The 22,348-nt window shown below is 40.2% G+C and carries 13 protein-coding genes and 3 pseudogenes; 8 read left to right on the top strand and 8 right to left on the bottom strand.

The window, feature by feature from the left end; genetic code table 11:
- Genes FTU39_RS09885 through FTU39_RS09875 form a run of 3 tightly spaced genes read right to left on the bottom strand, consistent with a single transcriptional unit; the run spans position 1 to position 3,140 of the window.
- The gene (locus FTU39_RS09885) at positions 1–2,409 is read right to left on the bottom strand and encodes a DEAD/DEAH box helicase family protein (RefSeq protein ID WP_094069352.1); all 2,409 of its coding nucleotides are present in this window, start codon (positions 2,407–2,409) and stop codon (positions 1–3) included.
- A 25-nt stretch (positions 2,410–2,434) separates the two neighbouring features.
- Positions 2,435–2,806: a type II toxin-antitoxin system HigA family antitoxin gene (locus FTU39_RS09880; protein WP_000354814.1), complete on the bottom strand. Its 372-nt coding sequence runs from the start codon at positions 2,804–2,806 to the stop codon at positions 2,435–2,437.
- A gap of 31 nt (positions 2,807–2,837) precedes the next feature.
- Entirely contained in the window at positions 2,838–3,140 is a 303-nt protein-coding gene (locus tag FTU39_RS09875; protein WP_154320130.1) for a type II toxin-antitoxin system HigB family toxin, read from the bottom strand.
- Positions 3,141–3,530: 390 nt separating this feature from the next.
- Here FTU39_RS09875 and FTU39_RS09870 point away from each other — a divergent pair, with 390 nt between their 5' ends.
- Complete coding sequence (locus FTU39_RS09870; protein ID WP_094069354.1) at positions 3,531–3,734, top strand: hypothetical protein; 204 nt, start codon at positions 3,531–3,533, stop codon at positions 3,732–3,734.
- 22 nt (positions 3,735–3,756) lie between these two features.
- On the opposite strand, the gene FTU39_RS09865 is transcribed toward FTU39_RS09870, so the two are convergent.
- Together FTU39_RS09865 and FTU39_RS09860 are read right to left on the bottom strand one after the other, a co-directional pair.
- Positions 3,757–4,638, bottom strand: coding sequence for a hypothetical protein (locus tag FTU39_RS09865; RefSeq protein WP_094069355.1), 882 nt, complete (start codon positions 4,636–4,638; stop codon positions 3,757–3,759).
- 67 nt (positions 4,639–4,705) lie between these two features.
- The gene (locus FTU39_RS09860) at positions 4,706–6,259 is read right to left on the bottom strand and encodes an esterase-like activity of phytase family protein (RefSeq protein WP_167846514.1); all 1,554 of its coding nucleotides are present in this window, start codon (positions 6,257–6,259) and stop codon (positions 4,706–4,708) included.
- 474 nt (positions 6,260–6,733) lie between these two features.
- Here FTU39_RS09860 and FTU39_RS09855 point away from each other — a divergent pair.
- Positions 6,734–7,561 (top strand): annotated as a pseudogene (locus FTU39_RS09855) (TonB-dependent receptor domain-containing protein); the annotation flags it as partial.
- Positions 7,562–7,829: 268 nt separating this feature from the next.
- Here FTU39_RS09855 and FTU39_RS13955 read toward each other — a convergent pair.
- Both FTU39_RS13955 and FTU39_RS09850 read right to left on the bottom strand, forming a co-directional pair.
- Positions 7,830–7,916: pseudogene (locus FTU39_RS13955) on the bottom strand (HNH endonuclease); the annotation flags it as partial.
- 38 nt (positions 7,917–7,954) lie between these two features.
- Positions 7,955–9,187, bottom strand: coding sequence for an ATP-binding protein (locus tag FTU39_RS09850; RefSeq protein ID WP_094069408.1), 1,233 nt, complete (start codon positions 9,185–9,187; stop codon positions 7,955–7,957).
- A 335-nt stretch (positions 9,188–9,522) separates the two neighbouring features.
- On the opposite strand from FTU39_RS09850, the pseudogene FTU39_RS09845 reads away from it, so the two are divergent.
- Positions 9,523–9,825 (top strand): annotated as a pseudogene (locus tag FTU39_RS09845) (transposase); the annotation flags it as partial.
- Here the strand turns inward: FTU39_RS09845 and FTU39_RS09840 are convergent.
- A complete protein-coding gene (locus FTU39_RS09840; RefSeq protein ID WP_154320127.1) occupies positions 9,810–10,148 on the bottom strand; it encodes a transposase in 339 nt (112 codons plus the stop codon). The pseudogene FTU39_RS09845 and the gene FTU39_RS09840 sit on opposite strands and share 16 nt — an antisense overlap.
- Before the next feature lie 305 nt (positions 10,149–10,453).
- Here FTU39_RS09840 and FTU39_RS09835 point away from each other — a divergent pair, with 305 nt between their 5' ends.
- From FTU39_RS09835 to FTU39_RS09815, 5 genes are all read left to right on the top strand, one after another.
- A complete protein-coding gene (locus FTU39_RS09835; RefSeq protein WP_154320126.1) occupies positions 10,454–12,211 on the top strand; it encodes a ShlB/FhaC/HecB family hemolysin secretion/activation protein in 1,758 nt (585 codons plus the stop codon).
- An 86-nt stretch (positions 12,212–12,297) separates the two neighbouring features.
- Complete coding sequence (locus tag FTU39_RS09830) at positions 12,298–19,341, top strand: hemagglutinin repeat-containing protein (RefSeq protein WP_179990510.1); 7,044 nt, start codon at positions 12,298–12,300, stop codon at positions 19,339–19,341.
- A gap of 18 nt (positions 19,342–19,359) precedes the next feature.
- Positions 19,360–19,980 carry a hypothetical protein gene (locus tag FTU39_RS09825; protein ID WP_154320123.1) on the top strand — a complete coding sequence of 207 codons (621 nt, stop codon included), beginning with the start codon at positions 19,360–19,362 and terminating at the stop codon, positions 19,978–19,980.
- Between the two features lie 236 nt (positions 19,981–20,216).
- Positions 20,217–21,292 (top strand): IS3 family transposase gene (locus FTU39_RS09820; protein ID WP_154320122.1). Its coding sequence is split into 2 segments (ribosomal slippage): positions 20,217–20,469 and positions 20,469–21,292, totalling 1,077 coding nucleotides; the frame shifts between segments, so codons are not numbered across the junction.
- A gap of 98 nt (positions 21,293–21,390) precedes the next feature.
- On the top strand, positions 21,391–22,245 hold the full coding sequence (locus FTU39_RS09815) for a hypothetical protein (protein ID WP_180052102.1): 855 nt from the start codon (positions 21,391–21,393) through the stop codon (positions 22,243–22,245).
- Positions 22,246–22,348 lie beyond the last annotated feature (103 nt).

Raw genomic sequence — 22,348 nt, 5'->3', positions numbered from 1 at the left:
TTATTTTGGCTTGGTATTTGGTGAAGGGATGTTTTCTAATTTCAATGAAGGTTGCTTGTTACTGTTGTCATCAATGTACTCAAGGGCGTACCTCATAGCCTTGTAGCTTTTCTCGCGTTTTTTAAACATGCGTTGCAGCATAGGGAGAGTGCAGTCCACATAGTCGTGAATAGTGACTTGTGTTTTGCCTTCCGATTCACGATGAATACGACCGGCATATTGAGCCAATGTTCCTTTCCATGAGATGGGCATGGCCAAAAACAACGTATCCAGTCTTGGTAGGTCAAACCCTTCGCCTACATATTTTCCTGTTGCGACGACGACTTGAGCCGATTGCAGATGATTGTCAGCGTTCTTGCGTTCCGCAGCTTTCATGGCGCCTTTAAGTACGACAGTGCTTATACCCATTTCGGTAAGTCGTGAGTGTATGGATTCTGCGTGCTCTCTACGCTCTGTAAGGACTAACGGGTGTCCGCCATTTTGAACACACTCGTAGGCGTCTGAGACGATTTTTGAAGTGCGCTGCTCATTATTGACGAGCCAGCGGTAGGCATCGCTTATTTTGGGGCGCTCATCTGTTTTTATAAGCTCTGCTGCTGGTACATCGTAGAGCTGATGAATCATCACGGTTTGAGTAAATTGCTCATCAGGGCTTTGTTTCACTTTGTAGCGAATAGGCCCTGCCGCCATAAAAATGATCTTTTGATGACCATCTTGTCGCTCTGGTGTTGCTGTAAGGCCCAATACATATTTTGCTCTTACCTCGTTGAGTACCATTTCAAACCTTGGTGCAGATAGGTGGTGGCATTCGTCAACAATAATATGGCCGTAGTCTTGAATGAGAGGAGTGATGGAATTGTCTTTTTTATTAACCAAACTTTGGTAGGTGGCTATGTCGATAATGCCACTCGGCTTTCTTTTACCTCCGCCTATACTGCCAATGGTTACTTCGGGTAGGAACGTGCGTAAGCGCTCTTGCCATTGTTCGAGCAGTTGTCGGCTATGAACCAGTATGAGGGTATTTACTTTGCGTTTTACGATCATAGCAATGGCAGTAACCGTTTTTCCAAATGCAGTTGGCGCATGCAAAATACCGAAGTCATGTTTAGATATTGCGGCCACTGCGTCACGCTGGTTCTTTCGCAAAGTGAACTCAGGGGTAAGCTTTAATAATGGTTTACCAATTTCACGCTTATCGTCAAATAGTGGCGAAATGTTTTGCTCTTGTAGCAAAGCAATCGCATCATCGAGGCAGCCTCGCGGTAGTGCTAGATAACCGTTTTCAATACGAGCACAGGAAATAAACCTCGGAATGCCATGGGTTGAAAAGCGCAACGCTTGTGTTTTAAAAAACACAGGATTAGAAAAACTAGCTAATCGCTTTAGTCCGGCCAGTAATGGCCCAGGTAACTCGCTCATCAAAAAGTAGATATGGTTGGCCAAGGTAATGGTCACGTTTTTCGGCAAAGACTCTAATTTTATTGGTGCGGCTTTGGCTGTGATTTCCCAAGGAGGGCGGTTGTCTGTTAGCCCTTGCTCGGACAGTAATAGGGTGTTGGGTGAAATAGTTGTTATGAGTTGGTCAATACTCGACTGAGTGAGCGTTTTAAGCTCAGCAAGGTACCGCCATTGATCATCGATGGCATTCAGGTCACTGTCAACAAAGCAACTACGACCTGAAAGGCGAGCCTCCTTTTGAAGTGGTAACGCAATGAGATTGCCAAACCCGCCTTCAGGAAGTACATCTTGGTTAGGAAAGAGCCTGTCATAGGAGTCAAACGATAGATTTGGAAATATTTCCATGGCTTTATCAAGCAAAGCGAAACCCAGTGCCCGAGCATGGTTCGCTGGGATATTGGTTTCAAAAAATATCCATAAGTGAGCCCCGTTGCCAGAACGCGAGATTTCTATCGCGTGCGGAATATCAAACGCTTGGCACACTTTAGACATTGCTTTGACTTCTTCTTGCCAACAGCCTTTGTCAAAATCGGCTGCCAACAAATAGCACGAATTATCTTTAAGTAGTGGATACAGACCAACCACTTGATGACCGGCAAGGTGCCTGTAAATAATGTGCTCGTTTAATTCGCTAAACTTTCGGTGTGAACAGTCTTGGCATTTAATGCGGGGTTTGTTGCATAGCCCGCTTACCCACTCATTATCACAGGCTACGGAATAGCCACTGCGCCCCTGTTGATTTTGCCAACGATTGGCAAAGATATCCTCTCTTCCACGAAATCGTTGTCTGAATAAGGCGACCTTTTGTTCTGGCGTGAATGTCTGTACTGAACGCTCGATTTGAGCGCTACGCAAAGCCTCTCTTAATGCGAGAAGCTGCTGCTTTTCATTTTCAAGCTCAGCTAGCCTGTTATCAATAGCAGAAATGTTTGGGTAGCGAGCGTCATTCATAACAAACTAATTTTGATTCGCAGCACTATAAAGCGCGAACTTGCGGTGGCTTGATCAGCGACTCTGCTGGAATACCTAACCCTTCATGAAGTTTCCAAATCATTTTTAGCGTGAGTGATCGCTTATGGTTTAGGATTTCATAAACACGATTGCTTTTACCTATCATGGGTTCAAGATCTTTAACGGTTAAGCCTTTGCGCTCCATCTCAAACTTTATTGCCTCAACAGGGTCTGGCAAATCCATTGGAAAATGCTTTGCTTCGTAGGCCTCGACTAACGTAACCAAAATGTCCAGCTTTTCGCCTTCGACGGTATCAGGCTCCGCCATCATTAGGTTTTCGATGTCGTTTAATGCCGCGCGGTAGTCGGCATCTGTTTTAATAGGTCTGATGTCCATTATATTTACCTCTTGTTACTACCTTTTGGCTTCAAATCGTTTGTACATCAATTTTATCGTATTGCGCATGGCTGCCGATAAACCGTATGTAAACCACTTTGTACGCATAATTGATCCAAGCAACTAACCGGTATTTATTACCGGCAATGTTAAACACGACACGCCCATCTTTGAGGATGCTGGCATTTCTAAAGTCCTGTTTCACATCCGCCGGTGCTCCCCAATCAGCGTTTAATGCATGCCTATACCAAGCTAACGTTGGCTCTTTAGCGTCAATGTATTCTGAGCTGTCTTCCCAAAATGTTTTTAAGGTTGATAGTGCGATAATTCTCATAAATAGATATTAGTCCCAATTTGGGACTTTTGCAAGTTTGGTATTCTTGATGCGGTTAGGAGTTGTTACCGCATCCCCAATTGCCCCATTCCTTGGGGCGGTTCACATCCCTCTTATTCACCCTCTTAAGCTCGGCATATCAAGTGTTGCCCCATTGTCCCAACTGCCACGGTAAGTGATCAAATGGGGGGCTTGCTATTTTCGCCTGATGGGCCTTTTCGACATGCGGCTGCGTTTGCCATCGAAGAAGGCCAATACTCTGAACCAATAGAGTGATTCTTCATACCCCAAGCTGTGCGTTGGACGTGCAGGCGGGATGAGCCCCAGTTTGCGTCCTAAACTGACAATCACGTAGAAGCGAACGGAAAATACCTATACGAGCCTGAAACTGTGGCTGAAGTTGAGCATATTCTAGGTGCTGTTGTTGTTCTATTAAGACAGCCGATTTATTCACTCGGTTTAGGCTGTGTGATTAATGTGTTTAGAACAGCCCAAGCTTTAAATATTGGGCTTGAAATTGGGGCAGAGAAGGATAACTTGTATCTCAAACCTGATCTGACAGTTACCCATTTTTTATTGTTTCTATCAGGTTAAATTTTCTAGATGTGTATGAAGGCTAATTGCAGAAATTTGATTGATATTGGTACACAAACTGAGTCTTTGTTGCTGTCGAAGTTGGTGCATTATATTGGGTTAAACCTTTTAAAGCACTGAAGCTTAAAGCAGCACGATCAACTACTTTTCTTGTGAAATTCGCATTGGGATCTGAATATTTAAACGAAATTTCTGCTAAAACAGGTTTTAGACTACCGTAAGGCAATAGGGTATACCATAAACTTAACTCTAAATCTGCATCGAATTCACCTAAATCAATCGTTGCACCACTATATTTTCGTTCATAGATAGTTAGACCACCAACTTGATTCAGGGCTAGACTATTATTAAAATTATAGTCATTTTTGAAGCCAGTAAATAGAATATTGATATCCTCAAAATCGTTAATGGTTCGCGAGGTTGGTACGGTTGTTGACTTGCTTGCAACTACAAGGAAACTCAAGTTATCTTTACGAGTAATGTCATCTTCTAGCTTAGTTTTTGCGCCTGATACATTGCTAGTCAAATCTTTGAAGTCAGCAATATAATGGTCATATCCACGATACTTTAAAGTTACTTCTTTTGTACCATTTTCATTACGCTCTCTGAAGCTGTATCCCATATTTTTTAAAGTACAGCTTCCTTGAGTATCGTAAAAGCGGATTTCTCTTTGTGTATCAAAGATCATAGCACCAGTTACGTCACGACTGATTTTATTTTCAATCGCATTTTTCACCGCTGAAAAATAGCTATTTATGCTGCTTGCTTCATTTCCATAATTAAAATTTATGGGATCTAATAGTACTTTGTATTCGCGAGATGTGACTTTGGGAGATGCATAGCTCAGCGATGGTAGCACTGTAATTGCCAAGAAAGTTATCAAAGCCGATTGAGTTATTCTCATTTTTCTCTCTAGACAAAAGTTGAATTTAAAAAGCCCAAAAGTTTTAGCTTTTGGGCTTCATTCATTGTTATGGGTTGAAAAGATTTAACTTATCGGCAATATATAAGGTAGGTGTATCGACACGCATGCCCACATTATCCAAATACTTTTGCTCTAAACCATTGGTTGTCCAAAGACCCATGTCATCATCATTCACAATGCCAAGAGTTTGTCGGTTAATCAACCATAGACCTTCCATTTTGTCATGCGCATAACTTACACGTTTACCCATATCCAATACCAATGTTTTACTTACTGGCTGAATATTTAGTGCTTGTAATGCTTCCCATTTTTTATCGTTATTGATGAAATATTGCTCGAGGGTTTTACCTGCAATCGTTAAACCAAGTTTAGGATCTTGCACTAGATCGCCCTGAGTTGCGATATCCTCCAAATTGGTAGCATCCTTCAGATCAATACGATAAACATGTTTCATGATATTCGGATCGTCTTTAAGGAATTTGCCATCACGTTCCAGTACTAAAAACTCATGATCATTAATCGCAATAATAGCTGAGTTTGAGTTAGCATCAATTTCTTGACGATAGAGATACTGAGCAACTTTTCCTGTTTCAAGATTGATCGTCACAATACGTGTTAAGGTTGATTTATTAACAGCTTTAGTCGGTAAGTCCATTGTCGATTGCATAATCCCAACCAATGTTTTTTGGTCAGGTGTAATAGTTAAACCTTCCATACCACGGTTGGCACGACGATAACTAAATTCTTGCGGTAAAGTGAAGGTATTGCGCACATCATTTACAAAAGGATTAATACGACCAATTTCTTTTCCATTGGCATCATAGTGCACAATGTGAGGACCATATTCATCACTCACCCAGAATGTACCATCATTCAATGCTGCCAAACCTTCAGAATCGAGACCGTAATCATCAAGTTTGATAGGGTTCGTTATTGGGTCATAAGGCTTTGATGGATCTTTAGCGATGACCTTGCCATGAATATCGTAAGGTGTTTCGCCTGTACCACCTAGTGCAGCAGTATTCGGTAATCCACTAATATTATTTCCATCACGATCTTTTAATAAAATCGTTTTGATGAGTTTGATTGAGCCATCATCTTGTACCTCAAACAACCCAATTTTAGGTATATAGTCTGGCATTGGAAAAATCTTACCAGCACCATTCACGCCATCATTATAGTCAGCATTTGGGCCACGATCTGTGATTGCGTAAAATTGTTTATTGTTCGTAGGATGGGCAGCAACATCAGAGCCAAAGCCACCCTGTCGAAGTGTAAATGCACTCGCAATAGTTGTTCCATTCGCCTTAAAGCTTGTTAAGTTTTGGTAAGGCAATGCAACCCCTTGGGCAAATAAGTTTGGACCACACTGGATGGAGCTTTGCTGGATTTCATTCGCATCCAACTCACCATTTTGATTTTTATCCAAACCACTTTCAATACGTGTTCCAGCACTCCAGCAATCATCATTTCCAAGTACTAAAGGCGTCTGTTGAATCAAACTATTCAATCCATTTTGACCATTGTCCCCATCATCAGTACATGCGGTTAATAAAATTGTCGAAGCTAATAAAGCTAAGGTTAGTGGTTTTTTTTTCATTTTTTTGAAGCATCATGTTTAAAAAGCTTCATCATAAGAAGCAAAAATGACAATTACATGAATGAAATATGATCAATGTAAAATTTTAGCAAATTAAAAATATCAGTAGTTTGTGGGGGTTATATCTAGGTTTTCTTCATTATTTATCAAATGTGGTTTGAGGTAAAATTAAAATAAAACTTTAAACTGCCACAGTATTCTAGATATAAGCAGCCTTATTATGAAGCTGTCTCATAGGGCAGGGTTATACCAATGCTAAGTTTGAAGTGATTGAATCATCCTACTTACTAACGACACAATGTGACGTGTCGAAATTTATGTTTATTGAAAATTCCCCCAAATAATTTAAATTACTGTAATATTTTCCAATAGTTAAAACATTGCTAGTAGCATCATCAACTTAAATGTACTGTGTTGCAGGTAATAGAATTAAGACATCAGAAATAGCTTCAGCACCATGACTAAACCACAGGCAATGGTGATGACAGTGGTTCAACAGATTATCAAAAGTTACTTCCAACTGTCGCTTTAGGCTGGGATATATTACCTGAGCTTTATACTTATGCTAGCTATGGCAAAGGCTTCGAAACACCAACCTTTACCGAGATGGCCTATCTTACAGTAGGGACTTCAGGCATTAACTTTAATTTAAAACCTGCGACCAGTGATACCGTAGAACTTGGCTTAAAATCGCAGAATACCTTAGGGTTATTTACTTTTGCTGTATTTCATACTGAAACTAAAAATGACATTGTGCCTGACGATGCCAATGGCGGGCGAAGCACATTTCGTAATGCAGAAAAAACCTTACGTGAAGGCTTAGAGTTATCGTGGCAAAAACAGCTCTGGCAAGCACTCAATATTCGAACCAGTTATAGTTATTTAGATGCGACTTTTGATGCTGATATTCCAGCGACCACAACCAAACCGCTGATACAAAAAGGAACATATATTCCAGGTATTGCCAAGAATCAAGCTTTTGTAGGCTTGGCATGGCAACCTGAGCAGGGATTTCAGGCAGGCTTAGAAGCACGTTATATGGACAAGATTTATGTCGATGATATCAACTCTGATACTGCACCAAGTTATACGGTCGTTGCGGCAAATGTTGGCTATTTGTGGGTCAATAAAGACTGGAAAGTAAATACTTATGCACGACTAGATAATTTATTAGATCGAAACTATGTGGGTTCCGTGATTGTCAATGATAGTAATAATCGTTTCTTTGAGCCCGCAGATAGACGAAATTTTAATGTTGGACTATCGATAAAAAAATATTCTAACATAGGCTTTGTTGCATAAATACATAACCAACTGATTTTGTTCATTAATTTTTAGGTTGAAATTCATACAAACCTATTTAAATCAGAAGCTTACAAAATCTTTATGCAACAAAGCCGTGGAACAGCCACAAATAAACTCAGTAATAAATTTTTAAACATATTAATCCCCCGTTAAGTAACGGATTATAACAGCCGTAACTATCTAATCACATGCAAAAAGTAGCCGTTTCGCCTTTTCCTGTCCTCACATGATGCAAGCGGACCATACATCTTAATCAGATAGAAATCGAGTCGAGGTAAATCAATCCATCACAAATGGAGCAGAAATTATGCTTGATCACACTCTTGGTTAATGCTGAAAAGTCTTTGAGTTTTAATTAATAAATAAGTGTATCCATGTCTACCCTCAACTTTACTTATTTTCAGATAGCAACCAATCGAGAGCACTCATTTTTACAATACCATTATAATTCGCTTCAGTCCCTATCGTGTCTAAGGTAAGCAAATACTTGGGATACGAATCAGAAATTTTCTGTAATGGACGTAACTCTCGGCTGAGTGTCTCCTCATTGAGCGTTTCTAATGCCACCTGATAATAAGTTAAATTCTGTAAAGTATCGACAGCAACAAAATCAATTTCATATTCATCAACCCGCCCTACATAGACCGTATAACCTCGTCTGACAAGCTCAAGATAAATCACATTTTCTAAGATATGACCTTGATCAGCATTAGCATCAGGCAACATAATCCGGCGCAATCCGACATCAACTAAATAGTATTTTTCAGAGGATTGTAATAACTCACGCCCGCGTACTTTAAATTGTGCGGCACTATAAAATAACAAACTGTCCTGTAAGCCCTGAATATAGCGTTTTACTGTTTCAAATGAAATTTTAACCCCACTTGAAACAAAGGTATTTTTAATTTTATTGATGGAAATAGGTGAGCCTGTCACGCTTGCCAAATATCTTGCGACACGCTCGAGAGAGTTAATATCGGCAGTATTCAAACGGGGAATAACATCTTTAAACATTACACTGGCATAGACTGCTTGCAAGTAATCATAAGTTTCCTGCTGGCTAGTCATGGCAAGCGTATAAGGGAAACTACTGCGCGTATACATGGCATACAAATCACGATTTGATAATTGTTGGATGATCGGATTATTTTCAATATGCCACTGTTTAAATTCTTGGAATGACAGAGGTAGAACATGTTGCTCGATATAGCGTCCTGTAAGTAAAGTCGCAAGTTCTCCACTTAGAAAGAATGCATTTGAGCCTGTAATATATAAATCGATATAATCCCGAACATATAAAGAGTCGACTACTTTCTCAAAATTTGTAACATGTTGTATTTCATCTAAGAAAACATAGTTTTTTTTACTTTTATCAACTTTGGACAATACATAATCATGTAGTTTACGGTAATCGGTGAGTTCTTCAAATTCCATAAATTCGAAGTTGATGGCAATGATGTTTTCGGCTTGTACACCCTGTGCTTTTAGGATTTGTTGAAACATTGCCAATAAGGTGGATTTTCCAGAGCGACGCACACCTGAAAGTACTTTAATGACATCACGGTCTTGCCATGTATTCAGAAATTTTAAGTAGCCATCACGTCGAATATTAGCGCTTCTCATTATTTACACTTGGAATCTAAAGTTTTAATAAATTATATCAAATTTTAGAACGTATATGTAAATATATTTAATTTTAAAAAAAGTTTAAGGTTAAGTGAAACATTCAAAGCTGCTGTTGAAGTATACGGATAGTAAATGTAATAAAAATCCAGATTCTATCTTTTTTGACTCTGTACACGACAAAAAACCTAAATATGCCTAATATCGTATCTGGGTCTACTCCTTAGATGAGCAATGGTGATGCCTTGTTTTCGGATTTGTTGAGACTGTAAATAAAACTATGTAAACGCTTAAACTCCCCCAACGTTGTTGGGGTCAAACAAAAGGTGTTTACCATGAAAGATGAAGCAATGTTGGCACTCGCTAAAGAGTTAGCCAAGAACCTAAAAACCGAACTCGATCTCAATAATTTTAGTCGGGCTTTAAAGAAATTGACTGTTGAAACTGCCCTTAATGCGGAACTCACCGACCATTTAGGTTACGAAAAGAATAGTCCACGAACAGGTAAAAATGCTCGCAATGGTTACACAACGAAGCGTCTACTGACTGATGATGGTGAGTTTGAACTAGATACCCCTAGAGATCGTGAGGGTAAATTTGAGCCACAGCTTATCAAGAAAAATCAGACCCGTATCACAAAGCCAATTTCTGCTTTTGAGTGAGGTAAAGCAATTTGAACCGTTAACATATTAGTAGAAATAGGATCTAATGGTGCAGAGCAGGATAAGGCAATAAATGCAGGTTTATTCGGTGGTGGTGAGCGATCATTCTTTGGTTTACCATCAAATAAGCGAATCCATTTGGATACAAGATTTGCATTCAATCCATGTTGCAAAGCGACCGAAGCAATTGAAACGTCAGGTGCTTTACAAGCCTGAACGATCTGCTGTTTAAATTCAGCACTGTATGTTCTTCGTTTTTTCGCTAGAGATGCGATGGATGTCTGATTATTTGTCGTCATAAATTTAAGTCCCCACTTGTTTTTAAGTGGGGACTAAATTAAGGCTTATAGGATGAATTCATAAGGTGTGTTCAGCGGACGCTTACGAAAAAACAGCCAAGTGCTCATATGGTACAGTTATATCAAGAACAATGGTCAGATTGGCTATCAACGACACATGTGGCAAGTGAAGGTGTCCTGCAGAATGAAAGTTAAGTGTCTATTGAGGGGTACAATCTAATGGGAGAAATTGAAAAATAAAATACCATTGAATATTTGGTCATTATTTGTTAATTTCTGCGCAAAATTTAACATGCAATAAATTTATGTTCAAAAAAAATATAGTATTAAAAAGTATTTTGCTTACTTTGGGTGGTTTTGTTGTTACTCCTTTTGCATTTGCAGAAACATTTGATCCAGCGATAGATGGTTTGATTCGAAACCAGCAGCGCCAAGCAGAACTAGAAAAAATTATACAACCAGAACGTGATGTTAATTTAGATGTCATCCAAAAAAAAGAAGCTGTACAACTTACCGACCTTGAAGATCAGAATTGTTTTGAAATCAAGACAGTTGAACTTGATGGCGAAATGAGTAAGCATTTTGATCAATATGTGCAACAAGCGTTAAAAGATTTAAGTTTTACTCCAGGTTTATGCATGGGTGAGCAGCGAATTAATCTGTTGATGACGCAAACGCAGAACATCATCATTGGCCGAGGCTTTACTACGACACGAATATTGGCTGCACCTCAAAACTTAAGTACAGGCGTATTAAAACTCACCGTCATTCCGGGATTAGTTCGAGAAATCAAACTCGATTTAAGTGATGAGGAAAATACCCGAGCAGGCCGAATTCAATATGCCAAAAATATCTTTCCAATGAAGAGTGGCGATATTCTCAATTTACGTGACTTAGAGCAAGGCTTAGAAAACTTAAAAAGACTGCCTACAGCGGAAGCTGATATTCAAATTATTCCTGCAGATGCGCCCAATCAAAGTGATGTTATCGTCAAATGGAAACAGCGAAAAATTCCAATTCGCGTGACCTTAAGTGCTGATGATGCCGGTAGTCGTCAAACCGGTAAATACCAAGGTAACATCACCGTTTCAGTCGATAACCCTTTATTTAGAAGTGACTTATTTTACGTCACCATGGGCCGTAACTTAGCAGATCAGCAAGAGATTACGGATCAAAATGGAACCACTGTGAAGAGCGGAACCCATAACTATGCCCTTCATTATTCAGTCCCTTATAAAAACTGGCTGATCAGCGCCAATGCGAGTCGATACAATTATGACCAAGCTGTTGCAGGCACCAATAATGTCTATAACTATAATGGAGAAAGTCAGACTCAAGACTTAGGCTTGACCCGATTGCTTTATCGGGATGCCAAGCGTAAAACCTCAGCGACCTTGAAAGGCTGGCATCGAGAATCTAAAAGCTATATTGATGATGCCGAACTGACCATACAGCGCAGAGATGTTGCGGGTTGGCAGTTAAACCTTGATCATCGTGAATATATTCAATTTGCAGTGCTGGATTTGAGTCTAGGGTATAAGCGAGGCACAGGTGCATTCGATTCATTACCAGCAGTTGAGGAAGCGCTGAACGAAGGTACATCACGGATGAAGATCTGGACGCTAGATGCCAATCTGAATGTTCCGTTCCAATTTGAGAACCAGCAATATAGCTACTCAAGTGCCTTTAGAGCGCAATACAATGACACCCCGCTGACCATCCAAGACCGGCTTTCCATTGGTGGAAGGTATACAGTACGCGGTTTTGATGGTGACCTAACCCTAGCAGCAGACCGTGGCTTCTACTGGCGCAATGATTTAGCCATGTCTATTTTTCCCGCACATCAATTCTATATGGCCTTGGATGCTGGGCATGTTGATGGTCAATCTGCCCAATGGCTTTTAGGTAAAACCCTTGTGGGTGGTGCGATGGGGCTACGTGGTCAATTTAAGGTGGGTGGCACTTTTTACTACGATATATTTATCGGTAAACCAATCAAGAAGCCTGAATATTTCCAAAATTATGATTTGAATTATGGTTTTAGTGCCAGTTATTCATTCTGATCTAAAGAAAAGTACAAACTAAAAAATGAGCTCGTAGTATTAAAGCGAAAAAATCTCCCAAATAAAGACACATTGGTAATTGAAAAATGAATAAGAACTGCTATAAAACGATTTTTAGTCAAACCCGTGGTGAAATGATTGCTGTTGCAGAAAATGTCGCAGCTGCAGGACAAGCCTCAACACAGAATAATAAAGCGGTTGATCTTGAAACACCAGTCGTTGCTTCTGAAAAAAGTTTAGCTTTAAAAGTTCTTTCATTTTCATTGATGCTGATTACAGGCACTGCCCTGATCAATGCATCTATTGGTGTATCGCACAGCAATGTTGTTGCAGACTCGAATGCGGCAGGCAATCAGCGTCCAACGATATTGAACAGTGCCAATGGCACAACGCAGGTGAATATTCAAACCCCAAGCAAAGCTGGGGTATCGGTGAATCACTACCAGCAATTTGATGTGAATCAGAACGGTGTCATTTTAAATAACAGCCGCCAAAATACTCAAACGCAGCTTGGGGGTTATATCCAAGCCAATCCGTGGCTTGCAGGCGGTGAAGCCAAAGTCATTGTTAATCAGGTGAACGGCAGCAATCCAAGTCACTTAAATGGCTATGTAGAGGTCGGTGGACGTAAAGCAGATGTGATCATTGCCAACCAAGCTGGGATTAATGTCGATGGTGGCGGTTTTATCAATGCAGGTGGGGTGACTTTAAGTACCGCCAATCCGAATATTCAAAATGGACAAGTGACAGGTTATCAAGTCCGTGACGGGGTGATTAACATCACAGGTCAGGGCTTGGATGCCAGTAAAGCCGACTATACCCAGTTACTCAGCCGTGCTGCACAGATCAATGCGGGGATTTGGGCTAAAGAATTGACGGTGGTTGCTGGACAAAATGATATTGAAGTTAATCCGCAGGCTGGTGCGATACAGGCGGCTTCGGGGTTGGCAGGCACTGTGCCACAGTTTGCCATTGATACCAGTCACTTAGGCGGAATGTATGCGGGCAAAATCAGTTTAATCAGTACCGAACAAGGGGTTGGGATTAACAATGCAGGGCAAGTGTTTGCTTCAGCCGGGCATATTAAAATCAGTGCCAATGGCGAGCTGCAAAATAGCGGTGCAGTAGTTGCAGAAAATAAAGTCGATAGCACCCCAGCGAGTTTAAATCTTCAAGCAAAAGATTTAAACAATAATGGCAAGATATTAAGTCTAGGCGATCAACGCATTCAGGCTGAAAACGTCAACAATACCGGCCTCATTAATAGCCAAGGTTTAACTCGTATTGATGCCAGTCAAGGCATCCAAAACGTGGGTACAGGTCAAATCTATGGTGACCATATTGCCCTGCAAGCCGCGCATCTTCTCAATGCAGAACAGCAAACCAATGGCGATGTCAAAGCAGGCACGATTGCGGCACGTCAACGCTTAGATATTGCAGGCGGAAAAATTGAAAACCGAGAACAAGCCTTAATTGCCAGCGAAGGTGCGCTGACTGTTGGTGGACAACTCAATGCAAACCATATGGCAGAAGGCTCTGCCGCATTATTAGACAATGCCAGTGCACGTATTCAATCCGTGGGTGATATGTACTTAGGCGTGGATATTTTGACCAACCGAAATTTGCATTTCAGTTCAAGTGTCAAAGAAATACCAGAAACCCGCAAAGATGTGACCGCTTATCAAGGTGCTGGAAGCGCTGAAATTCTTGATTCATCGCATATTACAGGTCGTGGCAGTTATGACAGCATTTATCTGGATGGTCAAAAATATGAAGACTATACCCGATATATCTACAACCAGTACGAAACCCAACACTATGTGGATTCCAGTGCACCAGCGGAGATTATTTCAGGTGGCACACTGACGCTAAAAGGCCAAAGCCTGACCAATGACAAGAGCCAAATTCTAGCGACGAAAGGCATTAATATTGAACAAAATGAAGTGAATAATATTGATGCTGAGGGTGAGCATCGTGTGATTAAAACGGGGACATCACAGTATCACTATGTAGGTTGGAATACATTAGGTACAAGTAAACGAAGTAAGTGGAACAGTGTTAAACCCTATAATCCAGCTGATATCGTAACGCCAATAAAACTTGATGTGGTGAAATATGATGGTGCTCACCAAGGCACATTAAATGGTGATACCTCAGAACTCAGCTTACCGCTGCAATCCTTATACAGCGTTAATAAAGAAAATAATAACCGCCCTTTGATTGAAAGCAGCGATGCCTTTACCAATTATAAAAATTGGTTAGGCAGTGATTACATGCTGCAAATGTTCACGACCAACCCACAAAATATGCAAAAACGTTTAGGGGATGGTTATTACGAGCAAAAACTGGTCAATGACCAAATTGCACAACTGACGGGTCAAGTTTATTTAGATGGTTATACGAACTTCGAGGATCAATTCAAAGCCTTGATGGATTCTGGGGTAAGTGCTGCCAAAGATCTTAATTTAAGTGTTGGAGTGAAGCTCTCAGAAGCACAGATTGCTCGATTGACCAGTGATATGGTGTGGCTGGTGACAGAAACCATTACCGTTGATGGCGAAAAAATCCAAGTCTTGGTACCGAAAGTGTATGTTGCGGTACAGTCGGGGGACTTAAACAACAAAGGTGCCTTGATTGCAGGCGAGACGGTCAATTTAAAACTGAGTGGGGATTTAAACAACCAAGGCAGTATTGCTGGACGCCAATTGGTGAGTCTTGAAGCCAATAACATTAATAACGTGGGTGGCTTAATACAAGGTCGAGATGTCTTTGCGACAGCACACACCGATATCAATAATATTGGTGGGACAATGACCGCCAATCAAATCCTTGCCCTTGATGCGGGCCGAGACATTAACAACATCACCACGACGATTAAAACTGAAAATAAGCACGGTTTAAGTGAATTTAGCGCTGAAAACATTGGCCGTGTTGCTGGGCTGTATGTACAAGATGCGGATGGTCAGCTGGTTGCCAATGCCAAGAATAATATCAATCTGACTGCATCAGATCTACAAAGCCAAGGTAGCATTGCGATCCAAGCGGGACAAGACCTGAATCTTTCTACGGTGAATGTCAGTCGCAGTGATTTAAGCTCAGCAGGTGACAAGGATCAGATTCTGAATGCTTCGAGTCGAGATGTAGGGACGCAGATTCAGGCGAAAGGAAATATTTCCCTGCAAAGTGGTGCCAATACTCAGATTAAAGCCAGCACCTTGAACAGTACGTCGGGCAATGTAGTGATTGATGCTGGACAAAATGTCTTGATCGAAAATGGACGAGATGAACGCAGTTCTCAGCTTGCAGCCCAAGAAAAAGGTGGCTTCTCTACAACAGATAAAAAAATCCAATCTTCGACCAGTCAATCGATTGCAACCGACATCCAATCGGGTGGCAATATCCTGATCAATAGCCAAACAGGAGATATTCAAGCCACGCACCTGCAAGCTGGTGCGAAAGACAGCATTCAAATTACGGCAAACCAAGGCAATGTAAAACTTTTGTCAGATATTGATACTGATATAAAGAGCACGGAAACAGCCAAGAAAAATACAATTCAATTTAAAAACCGTCAATCAGGATATATCGACGAAGATGTTGCACAAACACAGCTCAAAGCTGGCAAAAATGTTGATATCAATGCCGGTAAAAATATCGAGCTGCAAGCCAATGATATACAAGCTCAAGACAATATTTATATTGGCAATAAACAATTCGAACGCCAAGCGGATGGCAGTTTAAAATCCAAAGATGGTAATGCCCTGCCCGAAAATGTCAGTCTGACGACATTAGAAACCAATGATCAGCAATGGGATGAAACCCAAAAAGGTTATCGTGGCATTGCCAAAGACTTAATGAAAGTGACTGCTGTTGGCTTAGCGGGTATTGAGGCTTTAGCTCCGGGATTAAAAGCACCGAAGATCACGATCGGAGAATCATCGAGCACACGGACTGAGCAAAGAACACAAACAGGGACCGATCTTGGTGCCAATAATGTCTATGTGGGTTCAGCAGGTCAAACGACACTGACCAGTAGCAACATTGATGCACAGAACACGGTCTTAGCGGGCAAAAAAGTCACGCTCGATGCAGCAGAAGAACAACACAAAACTGTTACGTCAAACAGCAAAGAAACGGTACAAGGTCTTGGGGTTAAGCTGAATAAAGACAGCATTCGAGTGGGCGGCTTTGTACTTGAAGACGCAGAGAATACCGTTAAAACTACAGCCACAACGCATAAGTCAGGCAATATCAATACTGAAAATTTAACAATTCAAGGTGCAGAAGGTGTAGATATCCTCGGCCAAAATATCACAGCGACAGGTGATACGATCATTGATCATGGTCGAGGAAATCTTAACATAGGCGGTTATGAAAATAAAACCACCACAGAAGAAAAGACTCATACTGAAACCATCAGTACAGAAGTCGGCATTCGCAATGCCTATTTAGATGCAATCTTAGCGGTAGAAGCTGTTGCAGATGCAACTAAAGCCTTATCTAAAGCTAAAGATGATTATAGCCAAGCACAACGTGACTATGCAGCGGGTCGAATTACCAAAGGAGCCTTAGATGACAGCAAAGCCAATGTCGCAATGGCAACGGCCAATGTGGCAAGTGCACAGATTGCTGTAGGGGCAGCAGCCGCATCTGCGGCTGCAAGCAGTGCAACCTATGGCTTTACTATTGGTGCCAATGGTGAAAGGATTGAAACTACGACGACCACGAATACAGAACAAAGCCAATGGCAAGGTAGCAACTTAGATTTAAATAACCTTCAGCTTAAATCAGAAGGCCAAGACATCAATATCCAAGGCAGCCGAGTGAATGCAACAGGCACCACGACCTTTGATGGCAGCAAAGACCTCAATGTGACTGCAGGCGTCGAGCATAGTAAACAGGACAGCAATAGTAAAACCAATAGCCAAAGTGTGAGCTATACCTATGGCGGTGGCGGCAGTGCTTCAATAGGCAAGCAAACCAGCCAATCACAAAACGAAAGCCTCACCCACGTAAATAGTGAAGTTGTGCTGAATCGTACTGAAGGTGCAATAGACAAACTGAATATTCAGGGCGGTGAGGTTTCTATCGCTGACCGAGGTAATCTACAAGTAAATCAGATCCATGTAGAAAGCTTGCAGGATACAGAGACTAGCAGTAATAGCAGCAAAGGCGGAAATATTGGCTTAGGTTTTGGTTCTAACGGTAAAGCCAGCAATATCAGCGCTGGCTATAACCAAAGTAAGGGCAGCATTGACAGTGCATGGGTAAATGACACTAGTAAGCTGCTGATTGGCAATGCGCAGAACGATGCTGATCTAGATGCGATGGGTGTTAAAAATATTACCAGTATTGGTGGTGTGATTGCCAATGCGACGAAGAATGAAGACGGCACATTAACGGATCACGGTAAGCTGAACTATTCAGGCGAACTTGCGCTGAAAGACATAGAAGATCATAACTACAACAGTAGCAGTGGTTTTAATGTATCAACGACGATAGGCAAAACCACGAACAACAAAGATGGAGAAAAATCCAAATATCCAAACGGTTCAACCACCATTGGCCTTAACAGCAGTGGACAAGAAACAGAACAATTGACTAAGGCAACGATGGGTCAAGGGACTGTTGCAAATGCCCCAGACAGCACCAATCGGGACATTAATAATACGCAAGAAATTACTCGTGACCAAGTGACGGGCATGCTGGATGGTTCTGTGACGGTTGATCAGCGTTTACTGAGTAAGAGTGGACGGGCGGAGATTATTCAAGAGCAGAAGGAATTACCTGAAAATTTCCGTCAAAGTGCTGAAAATATTGTGAAGCAAATGCCTGAGGGAGAATATAAAGAGAAGGCTTTACAAAGTTTAAATAATATACAAGCAAAACTTTATAGTTTACCAGCAGATTTTGAGGGTTTAGAGGAATATGGGCAGCAAGTTGCAGGGGAGCTATTGAAAAATGGTCTTGAAATTAAAGAGGTCGAAAAGATTATAGATACAGATAATTATTGGTATGCAATTCAAAAATTATCTGCTGTCCAAGAACAATTAGATATTTTGAGTCAGAATGGTAGTGGCATTGAACAGATTCTTAATTCTGAGCTCTCTAAAGAGCAACCAATAGTCAACTCAAACTCCTTAATTAGTATATTAGCTGAAAATACAGATAGTTCTCTTGCTGTAAAAGAAACGGATTTACTAGGTTTTAAATTTTTACATGCGGCAGCAGAAATTAGTAAAAATATAGAAAAAATTTCTGTAGATAGTGGTGTTGACATTGAAAAAATACAACTTGCTGCTAGCGTGTTGTTAGGAGGGCCTGTAAAAGCAACAGCAGGATATATAGTTAATCAATTTAGTGGAGAATATATTGATTATGCTACAAATGCGGTATCAGATCATTTAGTAAAATCACTCTACGGACTTTCAGATGGTCTATATGATGATTGGAGTCGGTCTGAAAAAATTAGTGAGTTGAAACAGCTTGGACTAAGCGATGATGATTTTCAACGAAGTCTTAATTATGCGGAATCACTGCAAAATGCAAAGCTAGGTGCTACTTTTATTGTTGGTATAGCTGCTGAGACACTAATTTCAGGGAAAGGAAAAGCTAAAAATAGTGATGAAATATCAGTAAAACCTACTGTTCCTGATTATGTTACTCGTAATGATCATGATTTTTCTGCTACAGAAAATTATAAAGGTAAACCAAAAGCTTACATAAATGACAAAGGTGATTTGGTTGCTGCAAACCCTGAAGGAACAGGATCTGTTCAATCTCATATTAGAGGTGGTAATTCTGAGAATACACCATACATTTCAACAAGTGATCCAGCAATAGCTATTGATTCTAAAAATTATGGTGGTGAGCAAATTAAGATTGATACGAAGCGATTGCAGGAAGATATTGATGCAGGTAAGATTTCTGGTAGTCAGATTGTGACACATACCGAAGTTAGAAAGGAATTACAATCTAAAGTCGATGCAGCTCAGGCGAAATATGATCGTAATCCTAGTAAAAAAAATCGAGATAAATTAAGAGATGCAAATAAAGATTTGAATCATGCTATTAGAGATGGGGAATGCTTAATCAAAGGTTGTGTTCCATCAGAATACATAAAGAAATAGTTTGTAAGGAGTATAGAGTTGGAACAGAAGATTATAGACTTATTAAATGAGATTCCTGATAGTGTCAATTATACAGATATAGCAGAGGACTTAGATGCTGAAGATATTTCAGTTAGCCGTATAGAACAGTTAAGAGAATTATTAACAAATTCGGATGACTATATTGTATTCCAAGCTGCTAAATTGTTGACATTTTGGGGAGATGATTATGGTTTTAATGCTTTAACTGCATTATTTGAAAACAATAAATTAAATGGTTTTATTGATCATAGGCTAAATGGTTATGATGATACATTGCAACATGTTCTTAGAGCATTTATTCGTTATTGGGCTGATAAATCTGACCATGGTCTAGGTACCTTAACAAGAAAAAAATTGTTTCCATATATTGTCAAAATAATAGAGCTTGCTAATACTCAACCTTTTGGAATAGATTCTTTATTTGGTTTAATAATCGATGAGGACTTCAAAGAATATATTCCATTTTTAAAAGAACATTTAATTTCAATCATTGATCATCCAGAAATACATGGTTGGAAAATTCATGATGTTATTGAGTTATTTTTAAAAATTGAACCTGATTTTGTATATAAATTATTGGATGAAAAAGGAAAGACGTTAAAGGATTTTAATTTTTGAAATTAATGTATCGACCAGTATTGGTATTCCACAAAAGGGAACTAAAGAAGCTTCTACAGCTCCAAAAGGTTCAACGACCATTGGTATCAATAGCAGCGGGCAAGAAACAGAACAACTGACCAAGGCAACCTTAGGTCAAGGTACTGTGACGAATGTGAAAGATACGGTAATCCCCCCTAAAAATAATAGGATCTAAAAGTAGAATTTTCTCTTAAGATACGAGCAGGAGATTCTGCATGAAAACATCTAAATTTACTGATAGTCAGATCATGTCCATCTTGAAACAGGCAGAATCTGGCACACCTGTAGCGACCCTTTGCCGTGTACACGGCATGAGTAATGCTACCTTTTATAAATGGCGTGCCAAATATGGTGGTATGGATACATCATTAATGGCTCGACTGAAAGAGCTAGAAGCCGAAAATACCAGACTTAAAAAGATGTATGCGGAAGAGCGATTAAAGGCCGAAATCATCCAGGAAGCGATGGCAAAAAAGTGGTAAAGCCATCTTGCCGGCGTAAGATGGCACAACAGGCAGTTGCCCAGCATGCCATTAGTATTCGTTTGGCTTGTAAAGCATTTGGCATTAGTGAAACCTGCTACCGCTATCAAGCCAAACTCAGCGATGACAATGCACTCATTGCTGAACAGCTCATTGAACTCACTGAGGAAAATTCCGATTGGGGCTTTGGTTTGTGCTTCTCGTATTTACGGCATGTTGAGAGTTGCTGCTGGAATCACAAGCGGGTTTACCGCATTTACTGTGAGTTGGCACTGAATCTGCGTATTAAACCGAGAAGAAGACTAAAACGGCATGCGCCTGAACCATTGAAAGAACCAATCCGAGAAAATCAGGTTTGGTCATTAGATTTTATGCATGATCAGCTTTCCGATGGTCGCAAGTTTCGATTATTGAATGTGATTGATGATTACCGCCGCGAAGGCCTAGCCATTGAAGCAGGGTTCTCATTGCCCACAATCAGGGTTATTCGTACGTTGAATCAATTGCTGGAGTGGAGAGAAAAACCGTTAGTGATCCGATGCGATAATGGTCCCGAATTTATCAGTCACGAATTTGTGCGCTGGGCTACTGAGCATGGTATTCGTATTGAATATATTCAACCGGGTAAGCCACAGCAGAATGCGTATATTGAACGCTATAATCGGACCATACGTTATAGTTGGCTGAGCAAGCATTTATTTGATACTTTGGATGAAGTACAAGATTATGCAACAAACTGGTTGTGGCATTACAACCATGAAAGACCACATCAAGCTAACAAAGGAAAGCCACCTCTAATGGCTGCTTAACCTCTGCTTTTAACTTCGGTTATTTATGGGAGGATTACCATACCACCAACCGTGATATCAACAATACCCAAGAAATTACTCGTGATCAGACCACAGGTATGCTGGATGGTTCAGTAACGATTGATCATCGATTACTGACAGAAGCTGGACGACAGGAGATTATTCAAGAACAGAAGGATTTGCCAGAGAATTTCCGTCAAAGTGCAGAAAATTTAGCACAAGCCTTACCAGCGGGTGAGTATAAAGATAAGGCTTTACAAACACTAAATAATATTCAGGCAAGGCTTTACAATTTACCAAGTGAATATAAAGAAACGGGTGTAGTTGGTGACAAAGTTGCAAGTGAATTGCTCAAACGAGGGATAGAGCCAAAAGAAGTTGAAGCTTTATTTTCTAAATTAGATTTTTTCTATGCAGCAAAAGAGTTTAGTGAAATTCAGAGTCAACTAGATACATTAGCTCAATCTGGTGTTGGTTTAGAAACGATTTTTAAACAACCTAAAATAGGCGTAAATGAACAAGAAGTAATTTATGCGAAAGGAACTGACATTGAGACAAAAGTTACGACCCAAACCACAGTTGGTATGACGATATTAAGCAATATTGCTGATTTAGGAAATAATATAAAGCAGATTAGTGAAGATACTGGAGTTGATTTAGGTACTGTTCAACTTGCGGTAGGACTAATGATTTCAGGCCCAGTCCGTTTAGCAATTGAGACAGGAAAATCTTTAGCTTTAGATAGTGCGGTAGGAGCTGAAATAGCTCAAGGATTTGATGCGCTGGCGACATCATTAACTACCGCCGCTCATGTTACCAATTCAAATACGATTAATAATTGGACTAATTCAGAGAAAGTTAAAGAAATTGAAGCCTCAACATCTGAAAATAAATTAGATGAATTGAAATTTGCAAATGAAATTGAAAAAAATCTCTGTACACGACAAAAATAGATAACTCATTGAAATAATGTCACAATAATTGTTTTCTAACGACGAATACTATGACACATCTCAATGAGTTATATCTTATCTTAAACAAATCTCTAAAATGGAA

Source organism: Acinetobacter sp. YH12099 (assembly GCF_013419195.1).
GTDB lineage: Bacteria > Pseudomonadota > Gammaproteobacteria > Pseudomonadales > Moraxellaceae > Acinetobacter > Acinetobacter towneri.
This window is presented reverse-complemented; position numbering and strand designations above follow the sequence as displayed.

What these genes read in the sequence shown, in the direction of transcription:
- FTU39_RS09865 (WP_094069355.1), bottom strand. Translation starts at nt 4,638, where the DNA reads ATGAGAATAACTCAATCGGCTTTGATAACTTTCTTGGCAATTACAGTG.
- FTU39_RS09840 (WP_154320127.1), bottom strand. Translation starts at nt 10,148, where the DNA reads ATGACGACAAATAATCAGACATCCATCGCATCTCTAGCGAAAAAACGA.
- FTU39_RS09850 (WP_094069408.1), bottom strand. Translation starts at nt 9,187, where the DNA reads ATGAGAAGCGCTAATATTCGACGTGATGGCTACTTAAAATTTCTGAAT.
- FTU39_RS09815 (WP_180052102.1), top strand. Translation starts at nt 21,391, where the DNA reads ATGCTGGATGGTTCAGTAACGATTGATCATCGATTACTGACAGAAGCT.
- FTU39_RS09830 (WP_179990510.1), top strand. Translation starts at nt 12,298, where the DNA reads ATGAATAAGAACTGCTATAAAACGATTTTTAGTCAAACCCGTGGTGAA.
- FTU39_RS09880 (WP_000354814.1), bottom strand. Translation starts at nt 2,806, where the DNA reads ATGGACATCAGACCTATTAAAACAGATGCCGACTACCGCGCGGCATTA.
- FTU39_RS09860 (WP_167846514.1), bottom strand. Translation starts at nt 6,259, where the DNA reads ATGAAAAAAAAACCACTAACCTTAGCTTTATTAGCTTCGACAATTTTA.
- FTU39_RS09875 (WP_154320130.1), bottom strand. Translation starts at nt 3,140, where the DNA reads ATGAGAATTATCGCACTATCAACCTTAAAAACATTTTGGGAAGACAGC.
- FTU39_RS09885 (WP_094069352.1), bottom strand. Translation starts at nt 2,409, where the DNA reads ATGAATGACGCTCGCTACCCAAACATTTCTGCTATTGATAACAGGCTA.
- FTU39_RS09835 (WP_154320126.1), top strand. Translation starts at nt 10,454, where the DNA reads ATGTTCAAAAAAAATATAGTATTAAAAAGTATTTTGCTTACTTTGGGT.